This is a genomic window from Rhodococcus sp. OS5 (assembly GCF_056837585.1).
The window spans coordinates 387,689-409,263 of the sequence record NZ_JBWWRK010000002.1; the positions used below are offsets into that span (position 1 = coordinate 387,689).

Here is a 21,575-nt window from a genome sequence, read left to right on the forward strand (position 1 = left end):
CTTCGAACATTGATGAGACGCTTCCTTTCGGAGCTCTGCTCGGGCGAGGAGTGCCCCGGACGGTGGATTCCGCGATTCAACTTCGCCCTGAGCTGCGGCGTGAGGCCGTCGGTGGGGTCGATCGTGGAGAACCCGACGCCGAGTCCGAGGAATGCTGCGACGTTGTCGGTCATCCGGATTGTGAGCATGTCCTCATGCTTCCAGTGACCGCGGAATTCCGCTGGCAGGTGATCCAGTGGTGCGGCGCACGTCGGGCCGAGCGCACTTGGTGAGCGTTACGGTCTGACGATGACTCCGATTGAAATCGACCTTCCGGATCCGGCTGCAGCACATCGGATGCTCGCGGGATGGGCGGCAGCGTACGCGGCAGTTTTCTCCTTCTCTGACCTCCATTCGACCTTCACCATCGAAAACAATCGAGTCACCTACCGCGACGGCGGCGGATCGCACTTCGACGTCATTTTGCTGCCGGGTGGCCGTGCTGCGATCTTCGGTTTCGATCGGCACGACCCTGATCCTGCTTTGGAGGTCGGCCGCGCCGTCTTGTGCGATCACGGTGCCGAACCCTGGTGGCTCGACACCGCAAGCAACGACGAAATCCTGAACTTCGCTTACGGATACGAGGTCGGGACGTGGAGAGCTGTTGGCCATGATCCGACACGCGTTGTGCCTTTCGTCCTCGCACCGGGTTCGTCGGGGGAGCCGAATTCAGCGCTCTCATCCCTCGCGGATTTCCTCGAGCAGGCTTCGGAAGACCTTCTCGGGGAATCAGTACGCGGAGATGAGACAGCCCTCCGCGCGCTGTTGAATGCTGGATCGGACCTCGACGAGCTGACTCTGCGCGCAGCGCTGGTGGGGGAGTACGAGTACCTGCAGGATGGGCTCGAAGCGGCAGCTCTGTTTCGGCTCCGCGACGCTCCGCGGTGACCGTCAACTCAACGCGGTCAGACGAATGCTGCCGGTCCAGTTGTGCACCAACGGACGTGCGGTCAGATCGGCTCCAATAGTGACGGGTTGTTGTTGCGAGGGCTGTTCACCGTAGTCGAAACTTCGTAGGGCGCGAGATGCGGCTCCGCAACCGAATTGATCATGGCCTGGACCTCGCCTATGTCGGTGAGGTTCGGATCGAGCCAGTGTCCCCAGAACGATTCGAGCAGGATCAGCGGGGATCTGTCGAGTATGTGCCCCAAGGAATCTGAGGCTGGCCGAGTCAAAACTGTGCAGGTCCCTACCCACTTGTTCGGATCATCTTCGGGCAGTACAGGATCGGACCACAACTCGTACAGTCCGGCCATCGCGAGAATGTTGTCCTCGCCGTGAAGGAATAGGGAATTTTCGTCCCTGCTTCACTTTTCATTCACTCGTAGTATTCGGCGGCCGGGATGATGGCGCGCCTTTTGGAAGCGCTACTTCTGAATGACGGCTTCTCCGTGACGGTTTCACTGCGGGCGTTGATGAGCTTGGACGCCATCTTTCGATCCTTAGACCAACCGGCAACAAGCTCTATTTGACCGTCCTGAGCTGGCGCTCGGGCTCGGCGTCGGGTTCCTCGCGGGGGTTCGTTCGATGATCACACGCACGGGCTGGGTGGGTGCGACGTTGTAGGACGGTGGGAGTTCGTCGCCGACGGTGTGCATGGTGTCGAAAAACGACTGCAATTCCTTATCTGTACTGGGGGAAGTTAGTTATTTCCATCAGAACTATTCGGATAATGCCTCATCTCAGACCTGGATAGTCATTCCACGTTCCACCCGACATTCGCGACCATCTACTCGCAGTGCCGACGGACACCCCGATTGCATCGGCGACAACTCGTGCCGGTAGCGAAGTCGCTAACTGCCTCATCGCTGCCTCCTTCGCGAGCCGCGGAGGTACTCCAGCACCCGACACAATCCGGCCCAGGTGCGCTGCCGTGACGCGACTGGAAGGTAGGAGGCCTCCGAACAGCCAGTTCGTTTCAGAATTTCGATAAATCGCACGACCAGAAGGCATCTCCAGGTAGCGGCGAACCAGCTGCGCAACAGAATCCGGCAATTGGATCGGCTCCGATGCGAACCTGACAGCGACGCCCTGATCCGTCAACACAACATCAGAGCGGCGCAGGCGAACACAGGCCGCCAAAGGTTGGGCGTACAGCAGGATGAAAAGCCCAGCAACCCGTGCAGCCATCTCAATGGTCTCGTCGACGAGAAGATGGTCGACGGCCTGCCACAGCTCGTCCGCACTCATTGCTGCCGCAGGACTGAATCGCTTGTTGATCGGCACCTCGATCCCGAAGGCGTGGCCATTCGCGCACGCCCAACTGACAAAAGCACTGAGGGCATTGTTGCCCGTACCCACGTTCGCGACGAAGTAGTCAAGATGCCCCTGATTGGCAGTGGCCAACGAAACGCCCTGCGCATCAATCCAAGACAAGAAGGCACTGAACGCGCGGAGATCGCCCCGGCGCTTGTCGAGCACAGCCTGACTCAGAGGTTCGAGCGTTGACTGTTGACGTAGGCGACGCAAGACATGCCACCGGTGATAGCGCCCAAGGATGGCGGCGTTCGACGGAGGGAGGGCTGCGAGAAAGGACTTCGCATAGATTTCGAATTCGTTGAGGCGCACATCTATCGGCGGCAATGTTCCTGAGCTGACAAGGAGTTGACGGAAATAGTTCACCCGCCGTGACTGCGGAAACCGATTGACTCCCTCGTGGCTGATCGGCACCTGTCCGGAAGCCATGGCCCGCAACATTGCGGCGATTGGCTCCTTGCTGAGCCATCGTGTCACCGAGCGTTTGTCCGGGGCGCTGAGCAAGTGCGTGTAAAGGCTGACCAGATCGGGATGGAGTGTGTCATCCTCCCGTGACAGAACGCTGCGGGCTCGATCGGCTAGACGGCAAGGACCGCAGTGCGAGCCTGTGAGCTGCTCTTCACTGCCGCAGGACTTGCAGGCGAACCGTGCAGGGACACCCGCGCATGCGGCGCAGACGATGTCGCCCGAGTCGTTGTGGAATGCGAGGACCTTGGTGTGCCCGCACGATGGGCACGTGGCTGGGTGACGGCGCAATCGCGAGTAGCAGGGGTTGCAGATTGGCCCTCCGAGTAGGTCGTAGCCGGCCGAGATTTCCCGTCCACACAGGTGACAGGTTCTATCCCCTGACCGTCGCGGCATCGATGGAGCGCCGGATTCAGTCACGAGGTGGTCGATGGATGCGGGCGGGTACTGGTCTGAGCGAGCCGACGGAGGGGCCTGAAACCTCCGGACGGTTGGTGGTTCCAGTACGGATTGTTTGACCGATGCCTACGGGATGGATCTCGATCAAGTCGTTGGGAGTGCAGTCAAGGATGGTGCACAGTGCTGCGAGTACTTCCATGTTTAACCGGGCTGGCGGTCTCGTGACCAGCCGGAATACCTGCTCGCGTGAAAGTTGAACGCCAACGTTCCGGAGAGGTTCGATCAGTTCCGTGGTTTGGAACATGCCGGCCGTTGCCATGAGTTCGCGCAGCCGCCACGTGATCGCAGTGTCAGGATTCGGCATCGTGTGCTCCGTAGATTCGTGAGAGGGCTTGGGCGATCACTCGGTTCTTGTAGTCGTTTCCGACTGAGGTGTAGATCGCGGTCGTCGAGGCGTAAAGATGTCCGACCTGGTCTTGGACGAACTTCTCCGAGTAACCCCATTCGATCAGATTCGTGATGTAGGTATGCCGCAGACAGTGCAGGCTGAGTTCTGATGACAAGTCGGCGCCGTCGCGGAGGTCGGCAAAGCGATGGTCGAGGTAACGCATCGACACGCGCGTCCCGCGTTCTGTGGTCCACAACCCGCCGCCAGGGTGGTCGGGAAATCGCACGCGGCCGAGATTGACCCATTGCGCGAGCCCTTCGACGATCCAGTCGAGTTCAGGCACCGTGAGCACCGTTCGCCTCCTGGGCCCCGACCCCCGCGAGGCCTTTCCCCATCGCACTTCGACCGCTCCGTAGGTGCCGTATTGAGACGCTGCGGGATTCGGGCGGCAATCTGCCACATCGAGTCCTACCGTCTCCGCTCGCCGCAACCCGTACGCGTAAACAGTCTTGAAGATCTGTGCGTCACGAAGCGCAGACAGGGACCCCTTTTTGCCCGCCCGCACGATGGATGCGACACGTGCATCGGCGTGAGCGAAGAACTGTTCGAGTTCGTCGTAAGTCAATGCCCGGCGCTGCGCCCTTCCCTCGTATTCGATCAGATGCGCGACCGTGTTCCATTCGTGGCAGATCTGCTGCGGACGCGCGCCGAACCGGGTTTCGCATTCCACGCCCCAGCCGTAGCGTGCATCGATAAGGAAATCGCAGAAGAGTCGGATCGTGACCTGGTAGCCACGAATAGTGGACTTGGCCAGTGGGCGAGAAGCCGAGACCGCCTGCACCGTAAAGTCTTCGAGATCTCCGGGCTCCCACTCCCAGGGAAACTTCTCGCAGTATTCGGCGAAGCGGCGAATGAACTGAGTTCGGACACCGACGGTGTGATCGGCAAGCCCTCGGCTCAATTGCTGGTCCCGCCATCCGTCGAGCATCGCGCCGAAGACGAACTCCGGCTCGTTCAAAGGACGTACGTTACCGGCAAGTCTCAGGGACATGCCTGGTGACTGTTCTCCGTCTCGCACTCGATCAGTGTTGCACTACATGCATCATTGTTGCAGTTGTTTGCGAAAATTTGGACGCTGAGTCGCTATGCCTTGCTCAGGGCTGCCAGGGCGGCTTCGCCGATGGGTTCTTCGGCGAGCATCGGGACGACAGCGGTTCGTTGGCTGTATTGGTGCGTGATGGTGTCGATTTCGGGGACTTCTCCGGCTGCGCGCTGCTGCAGGAGCGGCGAGGTCGGTTCGGCAGCGGCGAGGGAGTTGTTGACCACCCATGCCCAGGGTTCGATGCCTGCGCGCTGCAGATCAGTTTGCAGACCGGCAGCTTCGAGGACCGGTGTGGTTTCGGCGAGGGTCACGAGCAGGACCTTCGTGGCGTTTGGGTCCTGGAGTCGCATCAATGGGGTGGTGAAGTTCGTGTTCTCTCCCATCTGGCGGGCGATTTCCCGGTGGTAGGAGCCGGTGGCGTCGAGGAGCAACAAGGTGTGACCGGTCGGGGCGGTGTCGACGACGACGAATTTGCGGCTCGATTCGTGGATGACCCGCGAAAATGCTTGGAAGACGGCCACTTCCTCGGTGCAGGGTGATCGGAGGTCTTCGGCGAGGTTGGCGCGTCCGCGTTCGTCGAGGTTCTTGCCTTTGGTGGTCAAGACTCTGGTGCGGTACTGCTCGGTGGCTTCGGCGGGGTCGATGCGGGAGACCTGGAGGTTGGCGAGTTCTCCGCCAAGAGTGTCAGTGAGGTGCGCTGCGGGGTCGGTGGTGGTCAGGTGCACCTGGTGGCCGCGTTCGGCGAGGGCGACAGCGATTGCGGCGGCGATGGTGGTCTTGCCGACTCCGCCTTTTCCCATACACATGATCAGGCCGTGATCGTCGGTGTCGAGTTCGTCAATCAGGGATGCGAGCGGAGCGCTGGGCAGGTGCCGGCCGGGGACCGTTGAGGCGGCAGATACCAGGCTGGGATTGGGGGTGAAGAGGCTTTCGAGTGCGTCGATACCGACGATGTTGGCCGCTTTGAGCGGGACCTGATTGGTGGGCAGCTGCGCCAATTCGGTTGGCAGGGCGGCGATCGCGGCTTGCTCTCGTCGGCGGATCGCGGTCGCGAGTGGATCGGTGTCGTCGGCCGGTTCCGGGAGGACACCGTTGATGACGACGTGTTGGTGGGTCAGTCCGATGTCGGCCAGTTCGCGGTGGGTGCGGGTGATTTCGGCGAGCGTCGAACGCTGGGCGCGCGAGACCAGGACTAGGCGGGTCCGCTGCGGATCGGCGAGCGCGGCAACGGCGGCGGCGTAGAGGGCGCGCTGCTTGTCGAGTCCGGACAGCGGCCCCAGGCACGATGCGTCGCCTTTGCCGTCGTCGAGGAACTCGGTCCACGATCCGGGAAGCTGCAAGAGCCGGATGGTGTGCCCGGTCGGGGCGGTGTCGAAAAGGACATGGTCGAAACCCGCGGTGATCTCATCGCTCCCGGAGAGCAGTCCGGTGAACTCGTTGAACGACGCTATTTCGGTGGTACAGGACCCGGAGAGCTGTTCGGCGATCGCCACGATCTCCTTCTCGGGGAGCAGCCCGCGGACGGGACCGATGATCCGCTCGCGATAGGCGGCAGCGGCTTGTTCCGGATCGATCTCGAGCGCCGACAATCCGGGAGCGGCGGGGATCGGGGTGATGGTGTTGCCGATGCTCACACCGAACACCTGCCCGACGTTGGAGGCGGGATCGGTGCTCACGAGCAGCACTTTCTTCCCGGCGCGAGCGAGGGTAATCGCGCTCGCGCACGCGATGGAGGTTTTACCGACACCGCCTTTGCCGGTGAAGAACAGGAATCGGGGCGCGTTGCTGAGGAACTTCATGTCCGGTGTGAGCGCTTTCTTCAGCAGCAGGTGGTGGAGTCGGTGTCGTCGGTGGAGCAGCATGCCGAGGTGTCGGAGAGTCCGAGCATGGCGATCCCGGCCGGCGCCTCAGCCGTTGCGGGTTCGGTGATGCCTGCCCATTTCGCGAGTTGGCTGCGGGTCGGATATGTACCGGTCAGGGCGGTGACTCCGTCAACGAGCGCCAGCGGGAGTCCTTCGGAGCCGGAGATCTTGAGGAACGCTGCGACGGTGCTGTTTTCGGCGAAGGCCAGTGGGTCGTTGGCGAGGTTGTGACGAGCGATGGTGCCGCCGTTGCTAGCGACCCAGTCGAGGTCGGCGGTGAAGGTGATCAGCGCTTGGTCGACGTCGTCGCCGCAGACGCCGGTGTTGCAGCACAGTGCGGGTTCGAATACTTCGATGGTGCTCATGGTGATGTTCTCTTTCTTGCTTCTCGAGTCTTCGATGGTGCGGGTTCTACCGATCCGGTGTCAGCGGGTCGCCAGACGGGTGGCGAGGGCGTCGACGCGGGCGGCGATGTCGTCGCGGACCAGGCGCATTCGTTCGATGCCGTCGATGCCGCGTTCGGACGGCTCGTCGGTGTCCCAGTTCTCGAAGTCGGTACCGGCGACGGGATCGACCTTCGCTTCGCTGCCCAGGGTGACGACGAGGTCGACATCGCGCACCAGTTGCGGATCGATCAGTGTCGGAGTTTCACCGGTGATGTCCACCCCGACTTCGAGGAGGGTTTCGGCGGACAGGGCGTTGACCGCGTCACCGGGTTTCGTGCCGGCCGAGTACACGTCCACCTGGTCGCCGGCGGCTTTGCGCATGAGACCGGCGGCCATCTGAGACTTTCCGCCGTTCTTGTCTTGACGCACACGAACAGCACTGAAGGCTTGCTCATCGAAGTTCCTTTCGCTGGGTGTCAGACGGCGTCGACGGTGTGGCCGGCTGCGTCGAGCGTGTTGGCGGTGATGTCGCCACGATCGGCCAGCCAGCGTTCGGCGTCGATTGCTGCGGAGCATCCGGTGCCGGCAGCGGTGATCGCCTGGCGGTACGTGTGATCGACCAGGTCACCGGCAGCGAAGACGCCGTCGACGGAGGTCGCGGTGGAACCGGGAGCGACGCGCACGTATCCGGCGTCGTCGAGATCGACCTGGCCCTTGACGAGCTCACTGCGCGGGTCATAGCCGATGGCGACGAACATGCCGGTGATCTCGAGTGTGGAGGTCTCACCCGTGACGGTGTCACGAACGACGAGCCCGGTGACGCTGTTCTCGCCGAGGACCTCGACGGGCTCCGTATTGGTCAGGAAGCGGATCTTCTCGTTGGCCTTGGCGCGCTCGAGCATGATCCGTGAGGCGCGGAATTCCTCGCGGCGGTGCACCAGGGTGACCGAGCGAGCGAAGCGGGTCAGGAAGGTTGCCTCTTCCATCGCGGAGTCGCCGCCGCCGACCACGACGATGTCCTGGTCACGGAAGAAGAAGCCGTCGCAGGTGGCGCAGGCGCTGACACCGCGGCCGAGGAGGCGTTCTTCACCGGGAATGCCGAGGTAACGGGCTGCCGCACCCATGGCAAGGATGATCGCGTGCGCGGCGTACGTTTCGCCGTTCGCGACGACCGTCTTGATCGGGCCGCTGAGATCGATCTCTTCGACGTCCTCGGTGCGGATGTCGGTATCGAAGCGAAGTGCCTGCTCACGCATCTGTTCCATCAGATCGGGGCCCATGATTCCTTCGCGGAATCCGGGGAAGTTCTCGACCTCGGTGGTGGTCATGAGGGCGCCACCGAACTGGGTTCCCTCGAACAGCAGGGGCTGGAGTTCAGCGCGCGCGGTGTAGACACCAGCGGTGTATCCGGCGGGGCCGGAACCGACAATGATGACGTCGTGGACCGTGGACGGGATGGTCATTGTGTCTCTTTCACAAGATCGAATGCGGGAGGCGTGGGCGGTCAGCGTGATACCGAGGGGGCGGTGAGTTCGGTGATCAGGGCCTGGACGCGGGTTTTGATGTCGTCGCGGATCGGGCGGACCGCATCGATGCCTTGACCGGCGGGATCGTCGAGGACCCAGTCGCGGTAGCTCTTGCCGGGGAAGATCGGGCAGGTGTCTCCGCAGCCCATCGTGATCACGACATCGGAGTCCTGGACGGCATCGGTGGTGAGGATCTTCGGGGTCTGGGCGGAGATGTCGATCCCGAGTTCTGCCATCGCCTCGACTGCGGCGGAGTTGATGGTGTCCGCCGGTGCGGATCCGGCGGAGCGGACCTCGATGGCGTCGCCGGTGAGATGGCTGAGGAAGCCGGCGGCCATCTGCGATCGGCCGGCGTTGTGGACGCACACGAACAGGACGCTGGGCTTGTCGGACATGAGTGAGAAGGTTCCCTTCGAAGATGAGTGAGCGCGTAAGGACGGGGCCGGTCAGACGGCTACGGGTGTTGTCAGTTCGGCGAGCAGGGCGATCACCCGTGCGTCGAGGTCGTCGCGGATCGCCCGCACCACCTCGAGGGGTTGCCCGTCCGGGTCGTCGAGTGACCAGTCGAGGTACCGCTTGCCGGGGTAGACGACGCAGGCATCGCCGCAGCCCATCGAGACGACGCAGTCCGCTGCGGCGACTACGTCATCGGTGAGTGGTTTCGGGAACTCGTCGGCCAGGTCGATCCCGATTTCGGCCATCGCCGTGACGACGGCGGGGTTGATCTCGTGGATCGGCGCGGATCCGGCGGAGCGGACATGGACGCGGCCGCGGGCGTGGTGGTCGAGTAGTGCTGCCGCCATCTGTGATCGGCCGGCGTTGTGCACGCACACGAACAGGACTTCGGGCACGTCTTTGGCGAGTGCGCCGCTGGACTGGGCCAGTGCGGTGAGGCGGTCGGCTGCGAACCGCGCCGCGAGCGAGGTGAGATGGGTGTGGATCTTCGCGGTGCGGCGCAGCGCTGTGTAGGACTCGAAGACGTAGCGTTCGACGGTTTGTGGGGAGAAGACTCCGACGTATTTCGCTGCCAGGTCGTGCGCGGTGCGCGAGAGAACGGCTTGGGGTGCGAGGAGTTCGGGTTGGGCGCGGTGCTCGTTCATCATGACTCCCGAAGAGATGTAGGTGACTTACGTACCGGTGGGTGCGGGTGAAACCTCTTTGACGGCAAAGCGTTTACGTAGGGCGAGGGAGACGTAGACCAGTCCGACGAGTACCGGTACCTCGATGAGCGGGCCGACGACACCGGCAAGTGCTTGGCCGGAGGTGGCGCCGTAGGTGGCGATGGCGACGGCGATCGCGAGTTCGAAGTTGTTGCCGGCGGCGGTGAAGGCGAGGGTGGTGGTGCGTTCGTATCCCAATCCGATTGCGGCGCCGAGAAGGTAGCCACCGCCCCACATGAGTGCGAAGTACGCCAGCAGCGGCAAGGCGATCCGGACGACGTCCCAGGGCTGGGAGGTGATCTGTTCGCCCTGCATCGAGAAGAGCACGACGATGGTGAACAGCAGACCGTAGAGCGCCCAGGGGCTGATCTTGGGGATGAATTTGTTGTCGTACCAGTCGCGGCCTTTGGCTCGTTCTCCGAAGAAGCGGGACAGGAACCCTGCCAGCAACGGGATCCCGAGGAAGATGAGGACTGATTTCGCGATCTGCCACGGTGAGGTGTCGATGGTGGTCTGCTCGAGGCCGAGCCAGCCGGGCAGGACTGAGAGGTAGAACCAGCCGAGCACGGCGAACATGATGACCTGGAACACCGAGTTGATGGCGACCAGGACGGCGGCGGCTTCGCGGTCACCGCAGGCCAGGTCGTTCCAGATGATGACCATGGCGATGCAGCGGGCGAGACCGACGATGATCAGACCGGTTCGGTATTCGGGGAGGTCGGGCAGGAACAGCCAGGCCAGGGCGAACATCAATGCTGGTCCGAGAACCCAGTTCAGGAACAGCGATCCGGCGAGGAGTTTCTTGTCGCCGGTGACCGTGTCGAGGCGGTCGTAGCGGACCTTCGCCAGGACCGGGTACATCATGATCAACAGTCCGAGTGCGATCGGCAACGAAATGCCGTCGATCTGCACCTTCTCCAGGGCTGTGTTCACGCCGGGGATCCAGCGTCCGACCAGCAGGCCGGCGACCATGGCCACGCCGATCCACACCGCCAGATAGCGGTCGAGTGTGGAGAGCTTTCCGACGACTGCGGGGTGTTCGGTGGTGGCAGCGGTGTTGCTCATGCGGTGACCTCCGCGCACGCGTCCGCGGCGGTCACGGTGGAGCCTTCGACCAGGAGCACGGCGGAGAGTTGTTGCAACGCAGCAGGGATCACCCAGTAGTACACCCAGGTTCCGCGGCGTTCGCAGTCGAGCAACCCGGCTTGGCGCAGCACTTTGAGGTGATGCGAGATCGTCGGCTGGGACAGGTCGAAGGTGTCGGAGATGTCGCAGACACACGCTTCACCGCCCTCGTGGCTGGCGACCAAGCTGAGCAGGCGCAGACGCACGGGATCCCCGAGGGCTTTGAACATGCGGGCCAGATCGCCGGCCCAATCCTCGGTCAACGGTTCGCGGACCAGTGGAGAGCAGCAGGCGCCGGTCTCCACAACATCTTGATTCGACATACTTCGATATTGACAGATGTCGAAACAACACGCAACCAACCTTGGGTGAACACCTTGCTGTCACGCGGTAGGACTTGACTCTGTAGTCGGGTACAGGGTTCACAATGACGGCATGCGTAGCAGTGAGTTAGCCGCCCGGTCAGGGGTGAACGTGCAGACGTTGCGGTATTACGAACGGCGCGGACTCCTGAGCCAGCCTCCTCGGTCATCCTCGGGATACCGCGCATACCCCGATGAGGCTGTCGAGGTCGTCCGATTCGTCAAACGCGCCCAGGAGCATGGCTTCAGCCTCGACGAGATCGACGAACTACTCCACCTCGCAGGGGGCGGTCCCGACGACTGCGACACGGCGCGCCAACTCGCCCAGACGAAAATCGCCGAGTTCGAAGAACGGATCCGAGACCTGCAACGCATGCAGGCTTCACTGTCCGAATTCGTCTCCACCTGCGCACTACCGCGAGCTGACAGGCGCTGCCCGATGCTGCAGACATTCCACACCGACGAAGGAACACCATGATCCATCTCGACATCCTGCAGGTCCCTGATTGCCCCAACGTGCCGCTTCTCGAACAACGCATCGAACAAGCCCTCGCGGATACGCCGATGGAATGGGAACTACGCCACCTTGTTATCGAAGATCCCCAATCAGCAGAAACCGTGGGTATGACCGGGTCGCCCACGCTGCTCATCGATGGCCGCGACCCCTTTGCCGAGCCGGATCAGGCCCCGAGCGTGTCCTGCAGGCTCTACCGCGATGACGCGGGCGCTATCGGGGGCGCTCCTACCGTTTCGGCGCTGAGGAAAGCATTCGGAATGGATTCTCCCACCCCGGACGAGAGGGCCGAGGTCGACAGCATCGACCGAATCGTCGACTGCTGTTCCGCCGATCCTGCTCCGGTAGCGGACCTGGGAGCGTCCCGCGGGCGCGCTACACCGACCGGTCCTGCGGAGACCGCAGTGCATCAGGCCATCCTCCGCACCTTCGCGGAGGATGGCGCCTCGCCGACGATCGAAGACCTCGAACCGATTGCGCAGCAGTTCGATTCCTCTGCCACTGCGATACTGCAGCGCTTGCATGACGCTGATGTCATCCGAACAAACACTTCCGGCCAGGTGCAGTCGGCCTACCCCTTCTCTGCGTCCCCGACCGCGCACCGCGTTCACCTGCCCTCAGGTATCGAGGTCTACGCGATGTGCGCAATCGATGCCCTCGGCATCTCGTCCATGCTCGGAGTCGACACCACCATCACGACGTCCGATGCGGGCGATCAGACCCTGATCGCGGTCACCGTCCGCGGCATCCACTCACACGCACAACCCACAACGACCGTCGTCTACGTCGGAGCCGAAGCCGCGCAGGGTCCCTCGGCAGATATCTGCTGCAGCCACCTGAACTTCTTCAACGACAGGGATGCTGCCGAAGCCTGGGCCGAAGCCCATCCGAACGTCTCTGGCATCGTCCTCGGCCTCGACGAGGCTACGGAACTCGGCGCGGCCATCTTCGGCCCACTACTGAACTGACCCCAGTCTGTTTCGTGAGCAGGCCACCAATGCTGCCCGCCGACCACCGACGTCGCTGGAACGACGAGACCCGAATCAGCTCTCTTCGGCGGCAGACCGCCGTTCGAGGAGAACTGTGTCGCGCCAGATGCCGTCGAGTTGGGCGATCTTCTCGCGGATGCCGATGGTGCGGAACCCTGCTGAGTGATGCAGGGAGATCGAGGCGCGATTTTCGGGGAAGATCGACGTCTGCAAGGTCCAGAGGCCGTCGTCGTCGGCGGCCATGACCTGTTTGCGTAGCAGCGCTTTTCCGACGCCGCGGCCGCGCATCCCGTCGGCGACGTAGACGGAGTTCTCGGCAACTCCGCGGTAGCAGTCCCGCCCGGATACCGGGCTCAGGGCCGCCCATCCCACGACAGCATTGTCGATGACCGCGACCCAGCGATGGTTCGGTAGCCACTGACCGTCGAGGTACTCGCGGCTGGGGACTTCGGTGGTGAAGGTGGCGTTGCGGGTGTCGATGCCTTCGCCGTAGATCCGCAGGACCGCGTCCCAGTCGTCGTCAGTCATCTTCCGGACGGTGACGTCGTCGGGTAGATCGCTCGGGCAGCACGGCCGCGGCGCGAGAACTCCCATGACGATGTCCGCGGCCTGCGGAAGGGCGACGCAGCAGGTCGGATTCATCGCGACGACCGTGCTGGTGCCGTCCTTGCGCAGGTTGACGAATCCCACGTCGGCGAGCTTGCGCACGTGATGCGAGACGGTCGGCTGCCCGATCCCCAACGCTTCGGCGAGTGCGCCGACGGTAATGCCGCCGGTGGCGCTGGCGACGCGATGCAGGAGCCGAACCCGCATCGGTTCGGCGAGACACGCGAACCACTGCGCATAGGTGTCGGCGTCACTTTGTTCGAGCACGTTCGAGCCGACCGCACCTTGGTCCGAATCGCCGACGCGCACCGTCGGGGTCTGCAGCGATGTCATACCCCCACTGTATCGACATTCGTCGATGGTTGCATTAATCGACGCCTGTCGATACAGTGGGGAAATATTGATAGACGTCGATGGAAGGATGTTTGTGATGACCGAGCTACCCGTTGTCGTGATCGGAGCCGGACCGATCGGCCTCGCCGCCGCCGCGCAGCTACGCGAGCGTGGACTCACGCCCCTGGTACTCGAGCGGGGAGAAGGCGCAGGTACGGCGATTGCCGAATGGAACCACGTCCGACTCTTCTCCCGCTGGACTGAACTCGTCGATCCCGCCGCACAGCGCCTGCTCGAACAGAACAGCTGGAACGCTCCCGACGGCGATACGTACCCGACCGGTCAGCAGTGGCGCCAGCTCTACCTCGAACCCCTCGCCGCGGCCCTAGGCGATGCCGTGCGATTCGACACCGAGGTGATCGGTGTCGCCCGACGTGGCCGCGACCTGGTCGTCGACGCCGGCCGCGATACCGAACCTCTCTCCGTTCACCTGCGCCGCGGCGACGGCAGCGAGGACCGCGTCTTCGCACAGGCCGTCGTCGATGCCTCCGGCACCTGGGGCACCCCGAACCCGCTCGGCGGGGAAGGACTCCCCGCCCTCGGCGAGAGGGCTGCCGCAGCCTCGATCACCTACCGTGTGCCCGATCTCGACGACGCGGCAGTGCGTGCCCAGTTCGCCGGCAAGCACACTGTCATCGCAGGCAGCGGCCATTCCGCACTGACGGCGATCGTCGCGCTGGCCGGTCTCGAATCGGAAGCTCCGGGTACCCGGATCACGTGGGCTGTTCGCCGCGGGAGCGTCGGTTCCGCGTTCGGCGGCGGCGAATCGGACGAGCTGCCCGCTCGCGGTGCCCTCGGATTGCGTGCGAAGAAGGCTGTCGACGACGGACTTCTCACCGTCGTCACCGGTTTCCGCACCGCAGCCGTGGAGCCAGCCTCAACCGGACAGATTGCACTTGTCTCCGACGCCGGCACTCAGATCGAGAGCGTCGACAACGTCGTCGCGCTGACCGGATTCCGCCCGGACCTGTCGTGGCTGTCGGAAATCCGACTGGGCCTGGACCCGGTGCTGCAGGCTCCGACACAGTTGGCGCCGTTGATCGACCCGAACGTCCACTCCTGCGGCACGGTCTATCCGCACGGCGCGAAAGAACTTCGTCACCCCGAACCCGGCGTGTACCTGGTGGGGATGAAGAGCTACGGCCGCGCACCGACGTTCCTGGCCATGACCGGCTACGAGCAGGTCCGCAGCATCGCCGCGGAACTGGCCGGCGATCACGAAGCCGCTGCGCGGGTGGAGTTGATCCTCCCCGAGACCGGAGTCTGCGGTGGTGCAGGTGTTTTCGACGAACCCGACGCCGCGGAAGCCGAAGGCGGTTGCTGCGCCGCTCCCGCTCCGCAGCTGATCTCTCTGTCCGGTGCCGCCAGCTCCAACTCCTGCGGATAAAGCGCTGAGCTGATGACGACCATCGAGGATCCGCCGCAGCGCCCTGTCAGCCTCGCTCCTTCGGGGCTGCGGCGGGTCCTGGTGGCGCTGTGTCTGACCGAGATCACCAGCTGGGGAATCCTGTACTACGCGTTTCCTGTTCTGTCGGTGGCTATTTCCCGTGATACCGGGTGGTCGAGCGCTGTGATCGTGGCGGCGTTCTCCGTCAGTCAGCTCGTCGCCGCCGTCGTCGGTATCCCGGTCGGGCGGATCCTCGATTGCCGCGGCCCGAGATGGGTGATGACCGCAGGTTCCGTGCTCGCGGTACCCGCGCTGGTGGTTATCGCAACAGCTCGTACCCTCCCGCTCTTCTTCGCGGGCTGGGTGATTGCCGGTATCGCGATGGGTGCGGTGCTGTATCCGCCGGCGTTCGCGGCCCTGACCCGCTGGTACGGCGACAACTACGTCAAAGCGTTGATGATTCTCACTCTTGCCGCGGGGCTGGCCAGTACCGTTTTCGCTCCATTGTCTGTCGCTCTGGCCGATCGTTTCGATTGGCGCACAACCTACCTGGTCCTCGCGGTCATACTGGCTGTGATCACGATCCCCGGACACATCTGGGGTTTGCGTGGTGGGTGGCCCGACCCGATCCGGCTACCCCACGCGCAGTCCGGCGACTACCACCGCACCTCTCGCAGCCTTGCATTTCTTGCTCTGATCGTCGCCCTCGCTGCAGCTGCCTTCGCCGCATCCGCCGGCGTCTTCAACCTCGTACCCTTGTTGATCGAACGCGGTTTCAGTCCCAGCCTCGCCGCACTCACCCTCGGATTGGGAGGTGCCGGTCAGGTCATCGGCCGCATCTTCTACCTACCACTTGCAGCGAAGACCAGTGTCCGCGTGCGCACGGTATCGGTCATCGTCGTGGCTGCCCTGAGCACCGCGTGGTTGGGTCTGGCGAGCTCGGCGGCGGCGTTGATCGGGATCGCCATCGGTGCCGGACTGGTTCGCGGCATCTTCACCCTGATTCAAGCCACCGCCATCACCGACCGCTGGGGAGGCGAACACTACGGGCGCCTCAACGGGCTGATGTCCGCGCCGATCGTCATCGTCATGGCCTTGGCGCCGTGGGCCGGCACCGTGCTTTCCACCTGGACCGGGAGCTACGCCCGCGCGTATCTCGTCCTCGGAGCGATTGCCCTCGTCGGCGCCGTGATCAGCGCAGCAACCATCCCCACCCTCCGTACCACCACAACGATTCCGATCACTTCCTGACCGAAAGACAAATTCTCATGACGTACTACGACGCGATCGTCGTCGGTGGCGGTCAGTCCGGTCTGGCCGCAGCCCATCATCTGCGCCGCCAGCGGCTCGACACCGCGATCATCGAAGCCGGTAGCGAACCTGTCGGCTCCTGGCCGCACTACTACGACAGCCTCACCCTGTTCTCCCCAGCGCGGTACAGCTCCCTGCCCGATCTTCCGTTCGGCGGCGATGGTGACCGCTATCCCGGACGCGACGAAGTCGTCGACTACCTGCGGCGCTACGCGAAGACCCTGGACGTGGACATGCACGTCAACGAACGGGCCGACACCGTCACCACCGACGGATCCCAATACACCGTCCGGACCGACAGCGGAGCGGTCTTCACCGCACCTCGGATCATCGCCGCCACAGGCGGATTCGGCACACCCTATGTTCCAGCACTGGCAGGGCTGGACACCTTCACCGGTGCCGTCGTGCACGCAGCCGAGTACCGCACCCCCTCCGACTACGCCGGGCAGAACGTCATTGTGGTCGGTGCAGGAAACTCCGCAGTGCAGATCGCCGCAGAACTCGCCGAGACAGCCGATGTGGTCCTGGCCAGCCGAAACCCCGTGAAGTTCACGCCGCAACGTCCCCTGCGGCGGGACATGCATTTCTGGTTCAAGTACACCGGAATCGACACCCTCCCGATCGGGCACCTTCTCTCGCGGCCACCGACGTCACCGGTGTTCGACACCGGCCGCTACCGCGCCGCACTCACTGCCGGTACACCGCAACGCCGCGCCATGTTCACCAAACTCGAAGGAAACCAAGCCTTCTGGCCCGACGACACCACAACAACCGTCGACGCGATCATCCTCGCCACCGGATACACACCCAACCTGAACTACCTCACAGAACTCGGGGCACTCACCGAAACCGGCCACCCCAGCCACAAGAAAGGCCTATCCACCACCCACCCCGGACTCGGATACGTGGGACTGGAATGGCAACGAAGCCTCGCGTCCGCATCCCTGCGCGGGGTAGGCCGCGATGCGCACCACGTGGTCCGGCGACTCACACCTGCTGACGCTGCTCGGTTGCATCCGACCGAATAATTCCCGGTCAGCTTCGGTTGGCGTAGCGCCCACACATGGCCTGACCTCCTGTTACCGGTTCCTGTCCCACTGAACAGTCCTGTACCACTGAACAGTGTGGGTCCGACTTCCTCGCGCGGATGGCATGTGATGATCTCTGCAAATGCGTCAAACTCAGGGAAGGGGTAGCGCGATCAACGGTCCCCGGCCGGCACCTGCCGATGTCGCGTTGGCGGTCGCGTCCGCCACAGTTCTCGGTGTCACCGTGGGGGTTCTCCTTGCGGAGGTGGTGACCGGCGTTGTGGTCGGAGCCGGCACCGCGGTGGTCTTCCGCTTCGTACTGCGCTCGATCATCACCAGGAAATGAGCTACGGCGCTGGTCAGCGGGGCGGAATAAGTTGGCGCATCGTCTCGTTGTAGAGGTTGTCGGTGTTCGGTTCTTTGCCCCGGGTACCACCCCAGAAATGCCGCTTCGAGCGGCCACTTGCCGAGAGGCGCAAGACGGGCACCGACCCTGTGAAGCCGCTGGACGCCTTTTCGGTGCCGGCGGCTTCGTCATATCCGGTGGCGATCAGTGGCGACCGGGTAGGTCTACTGGCGGTTGTGCAGTATTCGAAACGTGCAATATTCATCAGCCCCGGGACGGACCGCTGTGAATCTGTCCACCTTGATCCGGTGTGTTCTCAGGTCGACCAGAATGGACGACATGGCGCAGTACTGGAGCGAGTATCCGTGGTCCGAGGTCGACGGTCAGGTGCCCAGTGCCCTGCCTGTGGGTCGCTACGTCAGCGTCATTTCGAATGGACACGGAGCGCTGACCGCGTGGGTTGCGGGGCCAAGCAGGTGCTACAGGACACCGCATCCGGCATCCGCGCACCCGCGCACCCGCGCACCCGCCCGTACGGGTTACTCGCGGTGACCCGAGCAGGGAACCCGAGGAAGTCTGGTTCGAGCCATACACCGAAGAAGACCTGCGGATGGTCAACGACGACGTCAACTCCTACCTCGCGGAGGCCGGAGTCCGGTTGCAACCCCGGGGGTACAAATGGCACGTGCTGGTCCCTGAGCGCGTTCGCGATGGCGAAGCGTTGGAGCACGCTCTGCGTGAGAAGAACCAATACATCGAACCGGCCGAAAGCCTAAGAGCAATAGAGCGATTGTACGAATCGCTGGTCAGCCAGATGCCGCCGACTTCCTGACTAGTCCCACCAGTTTGCGGTCTCAGCCAGACCGAATTTGTTGCACGATCATCCACAGCCAGTCGCGAACAGGCTGCGGAAACGGGCTCCAGCACAACCACCAATTGTCCATAGTGAACCTTCCCTAATTGTGCTGTTGCACTGACTCAGTGACGACCTGGCAGGTTGACCTCATCGGCGGTCTTGTCGTTTATCGGCGGTCTTGTCGTTTCGCAGCCCTCGATCGTCTCGGTGCGGACACAAGGGTTGCTAGGGTTACCCGGTCATTGGAGAGATTCCTATCGAATTGGAGACGATGTTGCATGGCTGAGAGAGTTATTCGCCAACTTATCGACGATCTCGACGGTAAGCCGATCGACGACGGGTTCGGCGAACGCATCCAATTCTCGTATCAGGGGTCGGATTACCTGATCGATTTGCGGCCGACGAACGTCGACAAGTTCAACGCCGCCCTTGAGCCTTTCGTGAAGGTCGCCGAGAAAGTCGGAAAGGCACGCCGCGGCAGTAAAGCTGATGTGACGGCGAAGGATACCGGTTCCGGGCGCTCGAAAGAGCAGCTGCAGGCAGTGCGGGACTGGGCAGTCAAGAACGGCTACGACGTGGCGCCACGGGGGCGGATCAAAGCGGAGATCCTCGACGCCTTCGACGCTGCGCACTGATTCGATCCGATTGATACGGCACGACATTCAAAGCTGATGCGCAATCGGGTGTGAGGGGAATCGTTTCCTCGCACACCCGTATCTTCCTAACCCGGCGTGGATTCCGCCACCGGCCGTCAGCTGTTGCGAACTGCGGGTGTTTCCAACAGAAAACACCCACGAATTACTCATTTTCCGCAGTCGAAGGACGTCGAAGCGCATCGCCGTCTGCGCTCGGCCGCCGACTGCCACTGCGAACAGCAGAGATTAGACGCAGTCATCTCCGGGTACAGTTCCGCAAGCAGCCTGCGGAGTGCGCGCATACACAATCCAGTCGGTCCACCGTCGACGTCTTGCGCTCATTCTGCAGGCTGCACCCGCAACCGTCAGTCCAGATCATTCCCCGAGTTCCCTTGCAGACGAGTAGGCCCGGCAACGGAAGCATCGTCGACGGCCTCACACAGTTCACTCCTCGTTGAGCCAGACACCTTCTGCGGCTTGAATCTTGCGGATCATCGAGGGACCTGCGGTCTATCGAACCTGCTGATCGCCAGCACTATCGGCGACGGCTCAGGCGGAATAGAGCGACTGGAACGTAGTCACGAAGCCGTCGATGGTTTCGTGCACTTCGGCCTCGTCTTGCGGTGCGCGGCTCGGGTCATCGTGTCGTAGAGCGTTCATGATTTCGATCTGCCCCCATGCCCAGCGTAGGTCTTCGTGGCGATCGTGTTGTTCGTGCTCGTACGTGTCGACGATCGATTCGTAGACGGTTACCAAGGCGTGCAGGGAAGTTCGGCCGTGATCGTAGTCGTCGGCCACCTCGAGGATCAGAGTGTGAAGATCTGGTGATTCGGGTGAAGGATCGTGCGGGTTGTCCGAAGTCATGAGTCTTGTCCTCGCGATTGACGGCCGGGGAAGGTTCCGGCGGGGATGAAGTGTGCGACAAATTTGTGGTCTCGGGAGTAGTGCTCGGGCGTCGGTCCCGGTATTCATGGATAGCCAAGTCCGTCGGTGCTGGGCCAGTTCCACGCTGCGATCGTGCCGCCAGGTGTCGAGACGACGAGCACGTTCCCGGTCGCGGAGACGTTCCAACTTTCGAAATCCGGCGACGGTGGCACCGACAGTACGGTCCCGGTGTCGAACAGTACGACGAGTGATCCGTCTGCGGTGCAGGTGCTGAGTTCGATTGTCGCGCCGGTCAGTTCCGCTGCGATGTCTGTTCCGGATGCAGGTGCCGGAAGGCTGATGGTGACTTCGGTGTCGTCAGGAAGGGTGAGGACAGGGTTCTCCTCGACGAAGTATCGAACGTGCGCGTCAGTTTCGAACTGCCGTTCCTGCCGGAATTGTTCTGGGAGCCATTGGCTTGCCCCGAACATCACCGACAAAGCGACGTTCAAGCCACGATCAATTCCGTTCTGGATCGGTATATGAAGTCTTACGAAGTCTCGACTGCGTCAACAATGCCGGGGACAGCGACCCCGGCTTGCTGGAGCCGATCGCCGGGTGGGCGTAAACTCAGCCACTTTTCGACTACTGCGTGTGGCTCTACCGCCGGTTTCCCTCTCGTTCCCCGATGTTGCCTGACTGGCGAGACAATGAGAGCCTATACGTACTTGGCGGAGTCGGATCCAAGAGTTTCGTATGCAGATCCACGCTTTGCTTCCGGCCATGATCCCGCCGGACGATGGCCGTTTCGTCGAACTATCCGATGTCCACGTGCGCGCTTCTGCTGCAATGAGAGTCCTGCGTGATTCGATTCCATGGGATGGATACGCAAGTTATGTCAGTCAGTTTTCTTAAATGACTGTGCAACAACCAGTTTCGATGGACAACGCTATCTGAATTGACATTCTGGGCGAAAATGCACGACGATCAATGGCTCTGGCAGGGGTAACTGTGCGCGTCTCCGATGCCGGCGGAACCAACCTCGTCGAGATCGACGTGCTCGTGACCGCCGACGCCATTACCGAAGTGCCGCCGGTCGGCTGAGACTTGTTCAGCGCCGAGCCTGCAGGAGCGGAGTTTGCGTCAGGCGCGGCCGGAAGATAGGCGATAGCCTTCATGGTGTGATCGCGCTCTATACGGCATTGGCTTTAGCGGTGGGTGTTGCTGTCGCGGCGCGCCGTCCTGTGGGCGGCAGGAAGAATCTGGCCGACGTGTTCGGCGGCACCGAGCATTAAGCGGTCCAAACCGGAACGCGTTGGGCTGTAGACGTACTGGCGGTAGAGGGACTTTCTGCTTCGGAGCAACCGTTGGCCGCATTACGTGAGTTGCGTCGGGCTAGTCGGGCGTTGTCGCTGACCGGTGCCAAGGTTCTTCTGGATCAACTTCTGCCACCTAGCTAGCGCAGTCGAGGAGTGCTATCACCGAAACGCGAGCGACCTGGGCCTGGCGTCTACTGAATGCACGGAAAAGGGCCGGCGAGCACTATGCTCACCGGCCCTGTGAGTGAAGATCGTCC

24 protein-coding genes and 2 pseudogenes are annotated in these 21,575 nt (G+C 62.8%); 11 read left to right on the top strand and 15 right to left on the bottom strand.

What is annotated here, in order from left to right:
- Positions 1-62 precede the first annotated feature (62 nt).
- A complete protein-coding gene (locus ACVZUB_RS31790) occupies positions 63-272 on the top strand; it encodes a hypothetical protein (protein ID WP_482628588.1) in 210 nt (69 codons plus the stop codon).
- Between the two features lie 16 nt (positions 273-288).
- Complete coding sequence (locus ACVZUB_RS31795) at positions 289-927, top strand: hypothetical protein (RefSeq protein WP_482628589.1); 639 nt, start codon at positions 289-291, stop codon at positions 925-927.
- Positions 928-989: 62 nt separating this feature from the next.
- Here the strand turns inward: ACVZUB_RS31795 and ACVZUB_RS31800 are convergent.
- From ACVZUB_RS31800 to ACVZUB_RS31855, 12 genes and pseudogenes are all read right to left on the bottom strand, one after another.
- Positions 990-1,637: pseudogene (locus ACVZUB_RS31800) on the bottom strand (SOS response-associated peptidase).
- Positions 1,638-1,716: 79 nt separating this feature from the next.
- On the bottom strand, positions 1,717-2,724 hold the full coding sequence (locus ACVZUB_RS31805; protein ID WP_076949309.1) for a hypothetical protein: 1,008 nt from the start codon (positions 2,722-2,724) through the stop codon (positions 1,717-1,719).
- A gap of 448 nt (positions 2,725-3,172) precedes the next feature.
- Positions 3,173-3,523, bottom strand: coding sequence for a helix-turn-helix domain-containing protein (locus tag ACVZUB_RS31810; RefSeq protein WP_076949308.1), 351 nt, complete (start codon positions 3,521-3,523; stop codon positions 3,173-3,175).
- Entirely contained in the window at positions 3,510-4,565 is a 1,056-nt protein-coding gene (locus ACVZUB_RS31815; RefSeq protein ID WP_256718345.1) for a tyrosine-type recombinase/integrase, read from the bottom strand. The genes ACVZUB_RS31810 and ACVZUB_RS31815 overlap by 14 nt, the downstream gene beginning before the upstream one ends.
- 125 nt (positions 4,566-4,690) lie before the next feature.
- A complete protein-coding gene (gene arsA / locus ACVZUB_RS31820) occupies positions 4,691-6,448 on the bottom strand; it encodes an arsenical pump-driving ATPase (protein WP_482628590.1) in 1,758 nt (585 codons plus the stop codon).
- Positions 6,449-6,468: 20 nt separating this feature from the next.
- A complete protein-coding gene (gene arsD, locus ACVZUB_RS31825; protein ID WP_076949306.1) occupies positions 6,469-6,876 on the bottom strand; it encodes an arsenite efflux transporter metallochaperone ArsD in 408 nt (135 codons plus the stop codon).
- A gap of 60 nt (positions 6,877-6,936) precedes the next feature.
- Positions 6,937-7,352 (bottom strand): annotated as a pseudogene (locus ACVZUB_RS31830) (arsenate-mycothiol transferase ArsC).
- A 21-nt stretch (positions 7,353-7,373) separates the two neighbouring features.
- The gene (trxB, locus tag ACVZUB_RS31835) at positions 7,374-8,360 is read right to left on the bottom strand and encodes a thioredoxin-disulfide reductase (protein WP_482628591.1); all 987 of its coding nucleotides are present in this window, start codon (positions 8,358-8,360) and stop codon (positions 7,374-7,376) included.
- 41 nt (positions 8,361-8,401) lie between these two features.
- The gene (locus ACVZUB_RS31840) at positions 8,402-8,818 is read right to left on the bottom strand and encodes an arsenate reductase ArsC (RefSeq protein WP_482628592.1); all 417 of its coding nucleotides are present in this window, start codon (positions 8,816-8,818) and stop codon (positions 8,402-8,404) included.
- Positions 8,819-8,869: 51 nt separating this feature from the next.
- Positions 8,870-9,526, bottom strand: a complete 657-nt coding sequence (locus ACVZUB_RS31845) for an arsenate reductase ArsC (protein WP_482628593.1) — start codon at positions 9,524-9,526, stop codon at positions 8,870-8,872.
- 24 nt (positions 9,527-9,550) lie between these two features.
- Entirely contained in the window at positions 9,551-10,648 is a 1,098-nt protein-coding gene (gene arsB / locus ACVZUB_RS31850; protein ID WP_482628594.1) for an ACR3 family arsenite efflux transporter, read from the bottom strand.
- Positions 10,645-11,031: an ArsR/SmtB family transcription factor gene (locus ACVZUB_RS31855; RefSeq protein ID WP_076949302.1), complete on the bottom strand. Its 387-nt coding sequence runs from the start codon at positions 11,029-11,031 to the stop codon at positions 10,645-10,647. The genes arsB and ACVZUB_RS31855 overlap by 4 nt, the downstream gene beginning before the upstream one ends.
- A gap of 112 nt (positions 11,032-11,143) precedes the next feature.
- On the opposite strand from ACVZUB_RS31855, the gene ACVZUB_RS31860 reads away from it, so the two are divergent.
- The gene (locus ACVZUB_RS31860) at positions 11,144-11,548 is read left to right on the top strand and encodes a MerR family transcriptional regulator (RefSeq protein WP_217019156.1); all 405 of its coding nucleotides are present in this window, start codon (positions 11,144-11,146) and stop codon (positions 11,546-11,548) included.
- Positions 11,545-12,552 carry an alkylmercury lyase family protein gene (locus tag ACVZUB_RS31865; protein WP_256718344.1) on the top strand — a complete coding sequence of 336 codons (1,008 nt, stop codon included), beginning with the start codon at positions 11,545-11,547 and terminating at the stop codon, positions 12,550-12,552. The genes ACVZUB_RS31860 and ACVZUB_RS31865 overlap by 4 nt, the downstream gene beginning before the upstream one ends.
- A 75-nt stretch (positions 12,553-12,627) precedes the next feature.
- Here the strand turns inward: ACVZUB_RS31865 and ACVZUB_RS31870 are convergent, their stop codons facing one another.
- The gene (locus ACVZUB_RS31870) at positions 12,628-13,512 is read right to left on the bottom strand and encodes a helix-turn-helix domain-containing GNAT family N-acetyltransferase (RefSeq protein ID WP_482628595.1); all 885 of its coding nucleotides are present in this window, start codon (positions 13,510-13,512) and stop codon (positions 12,628-12,630) included.
- Positions 13,513-13,609: 97 nt separating this feature from the next.
- On the opposite strand from ACVZUB_RS31870, the gene ACVZUB_RS31875 reads away from it, so the two are divergent.
- From ACVZUB_RS31875 to ACVZUB_RS31905, 7 genes are all read left to right on the top strand, one after another.
- Positions 13,610-14,959 (top strand): FAD-dependent oxidoreductase, encoded by a 1,350-nt coding sequence (locus ACVZUB_RS31875; RefSeq protein ID WP_482628596.1) that lies wholly within the window; start codon positions 13,610-13,612, stop codon positions 14,957-14,959.
- A gap of 12 nt (positions 14,960-14,971) precedes the next feature.
- Positions 14,972-16,210: an MFS transporter gene (locus tag ACVZUB_RS31880; protein WP_482628597.1), complete on the top strand. Its 1,239-nt coding sequence runs from the start codon at positions 14,972-14,974 to the stop codon at positions 16,208-16,210.
- Between the two features lie 17 nt (positions 16,211-16,227).
- Complete coding sequence (locus ACVZUB_RS31885; protein WP_482628598.1) at positions 16,228-17,298, top strand: flavin-containing monooxygenase; 1,071 nt, start codon at positions 16,228-16,230, stop codon at positions 17,296-17,298.
- A 142-nt stretch (positions 17,299-17,440) separates the two neighbouring features.
- Positions 17,441-17,644, top strand: a complete 204-nt coding sequence (locus ACVZUB_RS31890; RefSeq protein WP_064688423.1) for a hypothetical protein — start codon at positions 17,441-17,443, stop codon at positions 17,642-17,644.
- A 339-nt stretch (positions 17,645-17,983) separates the two neighbouring features.
- Entirely contained in the window at positions 17,984-18,196 is a 213-nt protein-coding gene (locus ACVZUB_RS31895) for a DUF5956 family protein (protein WP_482628599.1), read from the top strand.
- Positions 18,105-18,476, top strand: a complete 372-nt coding sequence (locus tag ACVZUB_RS31900; protein ID WP_482628600.1) for a DUF5956 family protein — start codon at positions 18,105-18,107, stop codon at positions 18,474-18,476. Before ACVZUB_RS31895 ends, ACVZUB_RS31900 begins: the two co-directional genes overlap by 92 nt.
- A 302-nt stretch (positions 18,477-18,778) precedes the next feature.
- Positions 18,779-19,135 carry a histone-like nucleoid-structuring protein Lsr2 gene (locus ACVZUB_RS31905; protein ID WP_064688425.1) on the top strand — a complete coding sequence of 119 codons (357 nt, stop codon included), beginning with the start codon at positions 18,779-18,781 and terminating at the stop codon, positions 19,133-19,135.
- 549 nt (positions 19,136-19,684) lie between these two features.
- Here ACVZUB_RS31905 and ACVZUB_RS31910 read toward each other — a convergent pair.
- Together ACVZUB_RS31910 and ACVZUB_RS31915 are read right to left on the bottom strand one after the other, a co-directional pair.
- The gene (locus ACVZUB_RS31910; protein WP_064688426.1) at positions 19,685-19,999 is read right to left on the bottom strand and encodes a hypothetical protein; all 315 of its coding nucleotides are present in this window, start codon (positions 19,997-19,999) and stop codon (positions 19,685-19,687) included.
- A 104-nt stretch (positions 20,000-20,103) separates the two neighbouring features.
- On the bottom strand, positions 20,104-20,511 hold the full coding sequence (locus ACVZUB_RS31915) for a DUF6188 family protein (protein ID WP_482628601.1): 408 nt from the start codon (positions 20,509-20,511) through the stop codon (positions 20,104-20,106).
- Positions 20,512-21,575: the final 1,064 nt, after the last annotated feature.